At 58.2% G+C, this 7,059-nt stretch carries 9 protein-coding genes; 2 read left to right on the top strand and 7 right to left on the bottom strand.

Annotated elements, in window-relative coordinates; genetic code table 11:
- A partial coding sequence (locus R7P74_RS24095) for a hypothetical protein (protein ID WP_206926156.1) occupies positions 1 to 211 on the top strand: 211 nt, incomplete at its 5' end.
- Here the strand turns inward: R7P74_RS24095 and R7P74_RS24090 are convergent.
- The 3 genes from R7P74_RS24090 to tetR(A) all read right to left on the bottom strand — a co-directional run bounded on the left by R7P74_RS24090 (position 183) and on the right by tetR(A) (position 2,178).
- Complete coding sequence (locus R7P74_RS24090; protein ID WP_001391758.1) at positions 183 to 1,013, bottom strand: APH(6)-I family aminoglycoside O-phosphotransferase; 831 nt, start codon at positions 1,011 to 1,013, stop codon at positions 183 to 185. The two genes, R7P74_RS24095 and R7P74_RS24090, sit on opposite strands and share 29 nt — an antisense overlap.
- 57 nt (positions 1,014 to 1,070) lie before the next feature.
- On the bottom strand, positions 1,071 to 1,346 hold the full coding sequence (locus R7P74_RS24085) for a MerR family DNA-binding protein (RefSeq protein WP_001213037.1): 276 nt from the start codon (positions 1,344 to 1,346) through the stop codon (positions 1,071 to 1,073).
- Positions 1,347 to 1,527: 181 nt separating this feature from the next.
- Entirely contained in the window at positions 1,528 to 2,178 is a 651-nt protein-coding gene (tetR(A), locus tag R7P74_RS24075; protein WP_000164043.1) for a tetracycline resistance transcriptional repressor TetR(A), read from the bottom strand.
- Positions 2,179 to 2,283: 105 nt separating this feature from the next.
- On the opposite strand from tetR(A), the gene tet(A) reads away from it, so the two are divergent.
- Positions 2,284 to 3,483 (top strand): tetracycline efflux MFS transporter Tet(A), encoded by a 1,200-nt coding sequence (tet(A), locus tag R7P74_RS24070; RefSeq protein ID WP_001973670.1) that lies wholly within the window; start codon positions 2,284 to 2,286, stop codon positions 3,481 to 3,483.
- 31 nt (positions 3,484 to 3,514) lie between these two features.
- Here tet(A) and R7P74_RS24065 read toward each other — a convergent pair whose 3' ends face one another.
- The 4 genes from R7P74_RS24065 to sul2 form a co-directional block, all read right to left on the bottom strand.
- A complete protein-coding gene (locus tag R7P74_RS24065) occupies positions 3,515 to 4,000 on the bottom strand; it encodes a DMT family transporter (RefSeq protein WP_114144515.1) in 486 nt (161 codons plus the stop codon).
- Positions 4,001 to 4,137: 137 nt separating this feature from the next.
- Positions 4,138 to 4,974: an aminoglycoside O-phosphotransferase APH(6)-Id gene (locus R7P74_RS24060; protein ID WP_000480968.1), complete on the bottom strand. Its 837-nt coding sequence runs from the start codon at positions 4,972 to 4,974 to the stop codon at positions 4,138 to 4,140.
- Positions 4,974 to 5,777, bottom strand: coding sequence for an aminoglycoside O-phosphotransferase APH(3'')-Ib (aph(3'')-Ib, locus tag R7P74_RS24055; RefSeq protein WP_077202330.1), 804 nt, complete (start codon positions 5,775 to 5,777; stop codon positions 4,974 to 4,976). Before aph(3'')-Ib ends, R7P74_RS24060 begins: the two co-directional genes overlap by 1 nt.
- Before the next feature lie 60 nt (positions 5,778 to 5,837).
- A complete protein-coding gene (gene sul2, locus R7P74_RS24050) occupies positions 5,838 to 6,653 on the bottom strand; it encodes a sulfonamide-resistant dihydropteroate synthase Sul2 (RefSeq protein WP_001043260.1) in 816 nt (271 codons plus the stop codon).
- Positions 6,654 to 7,059: the final 406 nt, after the last annotated feature.

Raw genomic sequence — 7,059 nt, 5'->3', positions numbered from 1 at the left:
GGTTGATGAAGTACTGCCTGAACAACCCATGCGTCAGTGGGTGTTGAGCTTCCCGTTTCAGCTGCGTTTCCTGTTTGGGGTCGTTTGCGGGAAGGGGCGGAATCCTACGCTAAGGCTTTGGCCAGCGATATTCTCCGGTGAGATTGATGTGTTCCCAGGGGATAGGAGAAGTCGCTTGATATCTAGTATGACGTCTGTCGCACCTGCTTGATCGCGGCCGCGATAGCTAGATCGCGTTGCTCCTCTTCTCCATCCGCGTTCCAAGCTGCGGAAAGGCACCCATAAGCGTACGCCTGGTCGAGCAGGCGACGCGGATCGACGTCCAGCGCACGAGAGAATGCGTCCGCCATCTGTGCAATGCGTCTAGGATCGAGACAAAGGTCGTCTCTGTCAGCCGGATCGTAGAACATATTGGCGGCGCCAAAGCCCACTTCACCGACCAGACCGACGGGATCTATCACCAGCCAGCCGCGACTGGAGAACATGATGTTTTCATGATGCAGATCGCCATGTAGCCCACGCAGTTCCGAGGCATTGCTCATCATTTGATCGGCTATAATCGCCGCGTGGACGTAGTCAGTTTGACAACCTGCGTTTTGATCATCGCGCGCCCGCTGAAACAAAGCTGCAAAGCGATCCCGGATCGGGAGAAGGGCAGAAGGCAGGGGTTCCTCAGATGCGGCATACAGCTTCGCCATTAGTTCCGCTGCAATTTCGGTCGCCTGGTAGTCGCCGTGCTCGGCAACGATGTGAGAGAGCATTCGCTCCCCGGCATATTCGAGCAACATCAGATTGTTCTCACGACCGAGCAACCGGACTGCTCCCCTCCCATTGCGCCATACCAGATAGTCGGCCCCGCGCAGTTCATCAGCAATGTCTTCTATAGGTTTCAATCCCTTGACGATTGCAGGAGTCCCGTCTGGCAATGAAACTTTCCAAACGAGGCTGGAAAAGGTGTCCGCAATGAGAACAGGTTGCGAAACGTGCCAATGAGCAGGAAAAACAGGCGGCATGAAGGGGTCGTCTCAGAAAACGGAAAATAAAGCACGCTAAGGCGTAACTACCCTCGGCTACACCGCGTCGGCACCACGCGGCTCTTTCTCCCCTTGCAGCGAAGCAATCAGCGGGCAAGAAACGTTCCCTTGCCGCGCATGGCAGGCGAACACAAGTTCGGATAGCACGGTTTCCATGCGCGCCAGGTCGGTCATTTTTTCGCGCACGTCCTGAAGCTTGTGCTCGGCCAGGCTGCTGGCTTCCTCGCAGTGGGTGCCGTCATCCAGCCTCAGCAGCTCTGCGATCTCGTCGAGGCTGAATCCGAGCCGCTGGGCTGATTTCACGAAGCGCACCCGCGTCACATCCGCCTCGCCAGAGAGGCCGAGCGCGGCCGTGAGGCTTGGACGCTAGGGCAGGGCATGAAAAAGCCCGTAGCGGGCTGCTACGGGCGTCTGACGCGGTGGAAAGGGGGAGGGGATGTTGTCTACATGGCTCTGCTGTAGTGAGTGGGTTGCGCTCCGGCAGCGGTCCTGATCAATCGTCACCCTTTCTCGGTCCTTCAACGTTCCTGACAACGAGCCTCCTTTTCGCCAATCCATCGACAATCACCGCGAGTCCCTGCTCGAACGCTGCGTCCGGACCGGCTTCGTCGAAGGCGTCTATCGCGGCCCGCAACAGCGGCGAGAGCGGAGCCTGTTCAACGGTGCCGCCGCGCTCGCCGGCATCGCTGTCGCCGGCCTGCTCCTCAAGCACGGCCCCAACAGTGAAGTAGCTGATTGTCATCAGCGCATTGACGGCGTCCCCGGCCGAAAAACCCGCCTCGCAGAGGAAGCGAAGCTGCGCGTCGGCCGTTTCCATCTGCGGTGCGCCCGGTCGCGTGCCGGCATGGATGCGCGCGCCATCGCGGTAGGCGAGCAGCGCCTGCCTGAAGCTGCGGGCATTCCCGATCAGAAATGAGCGCCAGTCGTCGTCGGCTCTCGGCACCGAATGCGTATGATTCTCCGCCAGCATGGCTTCGGCCAGTGCGTCGAGCAGCGCCCGCTTGTTCCTGAAGTGCCAGTAAAGCGCCGGCTGCTGAACCCCCAACCGTTCCGCCAGTTTGCGTGTCGTCAGACCGTCTACGCCGACCTCGTTCAACAGGTCCAGGGCGGCACGGATCACTGTATTCGGCTGCAACTTTGTCATGCTTGACACTTTATCACTGATAAACATAATATGTCCACCAACTTATCAGTGATAAAGAATCCGCGCGTTCAATCGGACCAGCGGAGGCTGGTCCGGAGGCCAGACGTGAAACCCAACAGACCCCTGATCGTAATTCTGAGCACTGTCGCGCTCGACGCTGTCGGCATCGGCCTGATTATGCCGGTGCTGCCGGGCCTCCTGCGCGATCTGGTTCACTCGAACGACGTCACCGCCCACTATGGCATTCTGCTGGCGCTGTATGCGTTGGTGCAATTTGCCTGCGCACCTGTGCTGGGCGCGCTGTCGGATCGTTTCGGGCGGCGGCCAATCTTGCTCGTCTCGCTGGCCGGCGCCACTGTCGACTACGCCATCATGGCGACAGCGCCTTTCCTTTGGGTTCTCTATATCGGGCGGATCGTGGCCGGCATCACCGGGGCGACTGGGGCGGTAGCCGGCGCTTATATTGCCGATATCACTGATGGCGATGAGCGCGCGCGGCACTTCGGCTTCATGAGCGCCTGTTTCGGGTTCGGGATGGTCGCGGGACCTGTGCTCGGTGGGCTGATGGGCGGTTTCTCCCCCCACGCTCCGTTCTTCGCCGCGGCAGCCTTGAACGGCCTCAATTTCCTGACGGGCTGTTTCCTTTTGCCGGAGTCGCACAAAGGCGAACGCCGGCCGTTACGCCGGGAGGCTCTCAACCCGCTCGCTTCGTTCCGGTGGGCCCGGGGCATGACCGTCGTCGCCGCCCTGATGGCGGTCTTCTTCATCATGCAACTTGTCGGACAGGTGCCGGCCGCGCTTTGGGTCATTTTCGGCGAGGATCGCTTTCACTGGGACGCGACCACGATCGGCATTTCGCTTGCCGCATTTGGCATTCTGCATTCACTCGCCCAGGCAATGATCACCGGCCCTGTAGCCGCCCGGCTCGGCGAAAGGCGGGCACTCATGCTCGGAATGATTGCCGACGGCACAGGCTACATCCTGCTTGCCTTCGCGACACGGGGATGGATGGCGTTCCCGATCATGGTCCTGCTTGCTTCGGGTGGCATCGGAATGCCGGCGCTGCAAACAATGTTGTCCAGGCAGGTGGATGAGGAACGTCAGGGGCAGCTGCAAGGCTCACTGGCGGCGCTCACCAGCCTGACCTCGATCGTCGGACCCCTCCTCTTCACGGCGATCTATGCGGCTTCTATAACAACGTGGAACGGGTGGGCATGGATTGCAGGCGCTGCCCTCTACTTGCTCTGCCTGCCGGCGCTGCGTCGCGGGCTTTGGAGCGGCGCAGGGCAACGAGCCGATCGCTGATCGTGGAAACGATAGGCCTATGCCATGCGGGTCAAGGCGACTTCCGGCAAGCTATACGCGCCCTAGGAGTGCGGTTGGAACGTTGGCCCAGCCAGATACTCCCGATCACGAGCAGGACGCCGATGATTTGAAGCGCACTCAGCGTCTGATCCAAGAACAACCATCCTAGCAACACGGCGGTCCCCGGGCTGAGAAAGCCCAGTAAGGAAACAACTGTAGGTTCGAGTCGCGAGATCCCCCGGAACCAAAGCAAGTAGGTTAAACCCGCTCCGATCAGGCCGAGCCACGCCAGGCCGAGAACATTGGTTCCTGTAGGCATCGGGATTGGCGGATCAAACACTAAAGCTACTGGAACGAGCAGAAGTCCTCCGGCCGCCAGTTGCCAGGCGGTAAAGGTGAGCAGAGGCACGGGAGGTTGCCACTTGCGGGTCAGCACGGTTCCGAACGCCATGGAAACCGCCCCCGCCAGGCCCGCTGCGACGCCGACAGGATCTAGCGCTGCGTTTGGTGTCAACACCAACAGCGCCACGCCCGCAGTTCCGCAAATAGGGGTCGTTTGCGGGAGAGGGCGAAATCCTACGCTAAGGCTTTGGCCAACGATATTCTCCGGTAAGATTGATGTGTTCCCAGGGGATAGGAGAAGTCGCTTGATATCTAGTATGACGTCTGTCGCACCTGCTTGATCGCGGCCGCGATAGCTAGATCGCGTTGCTCCTCTTCTCCATCCGCGTTCCAAGCTGCGGAAAGGCACCCATAAGCGTACGCCTGGTCGAGCAGGCGACGCGGATCGACGTCCAGCGCACGAGAGAATGCGTCCGCCATCTGTGCAATGCGTCTAGGATCGAGACAAAGGTCGTCTCTGTCAGCCGGATCGTAGAACATATTGGCGGCGCCAAAGCCCACTTCACCGACCAGACCGACGGGATCTATCACCAGCCAGCCGCGACTGGAGAACATGATGTTTTCATGATGCAGATCGCCATGTAGCCCACGCAGTTCCGAGGCATTGCTCATCATTTGATCGGCTATAATCGCCGCGTGGACGTAGTCAGTTTGACAACCTGCGTTTTGATCATCGCGCGCCCGCTGAAACAAAGCTGCAAAGCGATCCCGGATCGGGAGAAGGGCAGAAGGCAGGGGTTCCTCAGATGCGGCATACAGCTTCGCCATTAGTTCCGCTGCAATTTCGGTCGCCTGGTAGTCGCCGTGCTCGGCAACGATGTGAGAGAGCATTCGCTCCCCGGCATATTCGAGCAACATCAGATTGTTCTCACGACCGAGCAACCGGACTGCTCCCCTCCCATTGCGCCATACCAGATAGTCGGCCCCGCGCAGTTCATCAGCAATGTCTTCTATAGGTTTCAATCCCTTGACGATTGCAGGAGTCCCGTCTGGCAATGAAACTTTCCAAACGAGGCTGGAAAAGGTGTCCGCAATGAGAACAGGTTGCGAAACGTGCCAATGAGCAGGAAAAACAGGCGGCATGAACATCAACCCCAAGTCAGAGGGTCCAATCGCAGATAGAAGGCAAGGCGTTCGCGGTCGGGGGCTTCGATCCCCAATACATTGAATAGGACAGCGAAGGCGCGCTCTGCTTCATCTGGCGCTGCCCAGTTCTCTTCGGCGTTAGCAATCATGAGTGCCAAATCGGCATAGCGATCTGCTGTTCCGAGCCGCCCAAGGTCGATCAGACCCGTGCATTGAAGAGTTTTAGGGTCCACCATGAAGTTCGGCATGCAGGGATCACCATGGCAAACAACCATATCGGTGCGCTCTTGGTCGAGCCGCACCGGTAGCTCTCGTTCGACACGAGCCAAAAGATCGAGCTGCGGCGTACTCTTGTCCTCGTCCGGTAAGAAGTCGGGATTGACGGCATTGCGGGACACCACATCAACGGCGCGTCCGAACATTCGCGACAGCCTGCGCTCAAACGGACATTGATCAACCGATAGGCTGTGAACAGCGCCAAGTTGCTGCCCCATTGACGGCCACGCTTTGAGCAAATCCGCTCCAGACAGATCAGCCGCCGGTACTCCCGGAATTGCCGTTATCACCAAGCATGCACCCTCCTGTTCCTCCTGCCAGTTGATCACCTCGGGGCAAGCCACACCTCGACCTTTGAGCCAAATGAGGCGGTCACGCTCTCCAGCGAGCTCACCGCGGCAGGAAGCAGGTGCGATTTTCGCGAAGGCATGCCCGTCACCACGTCGAAAAACAAAATCACCAGATTCTCCGCCTCTGACAGGCAACCAGTCAGAATGCGATTCACCAAAAAAAATATTAGTTCGATTCAATGGAGGTTCCTTCAGTTTTCTGATGAAGCGCGAATATAGAGAAATATCCCGAATGTGCAGTTAACGAATTCTTGCGGTTTCTTTCAGCGCCGCCAATACCGCCAGCCCGTCGCGCAAGGGGCGCGGCTCGTGTGTGCGGATGAAGTCAGCTCCACCTGCGGCGGCGGCAAGCTCTGCAGCGAGTGTCGCGGCCCCGACATCCCCCGGACCACGGCCTGTGAGCGCGCGCAGAAAGGATTTGCGCGAAACAGACAGAAGCACCGGCAAATCGAAGCGCAGCCGCAATTCATCGAACCGCGCCAGCACCGAGAGCGAGGTTTCGGGAGCAGCCCCCAGAAAAAACCCCATGCCGGGATCAAGGACAAGGCGGTTGCGTTTGATACCGGCACCCGTCAGCGCCGCGATGCGCGCGTCAAAGAACGCCGCAATGTGATCCATGATGTCGCCAGCGGGTGCCTCGCGCCGATCTGCCTGCCCGTCTTGCACCGAATGCATAACGACGAGTTTGGCAGATGATTTCGCCAATTGCGGATAGAACGCAGCGTCTGGAAAACCGCGAATATCATTGAGATAGGCTACACCACGCGACAAGGCATAGGCTTGCGTCGCGGGTTGATAACTGTCGAGCGAGACGGGAATGCCATCTGCCTTGAGCGCGTCCAGCACCGGCGCGATACGCGCGATTTCTGTGTCGGACGAAACAGGCGCGGCGTCGGGATTGCTGGATGCCGGACCGAGGTCGATCACATCTGCCCCCTCGGCCATCAGCTTACGCGCCTGCGCAATGGCTGCGTCTGGCGCCAGATACCGGCCTCCATCGGAGAAACTGTCCGAGGTTATGTTGACGATGCCGAAAATGATGAGCGATTTATTCATGGGGGCTTCTATAATAATAATAATCGAGCATGAGTCTCATACGGATGCTCGGGTCGAAAGGGAATCCCCAGGCGAGTAACCTGTTTGCGGTGATCCATTAGCTGCAGGAGCAGAATAGCATACATCTGGAAGCAAAGCCAGGAAAGCGGCCTATGGAGCTGTGCGGCAGCGCTCAGTAGGCAATTTTTCAAAATATTGTTAAGCCTTTTCTGAGCATGGTATTTTTCATGGTATTACCAATTAGCAGGAAAATAAGCCATTGAATATAAAAGATAAAAATGTCTTGTTTACAATAGAGTGGGATACAGACACGCTTGATATGTTTGGAGATGGGGTTCTAGGGATTTTCCCCTCTAAAAAGACTTAATCCTCTGTAGACCACACCAATAAATGGCTGCGGAGGTGG

It is taken from the genome of Vibrio sp. 2033 (assembly GCF_033339735.1).
Note: the sequence above shows the minus strand (reverse complement) of the source record. Positions and strands in the feature narration are given on the sequence as shown.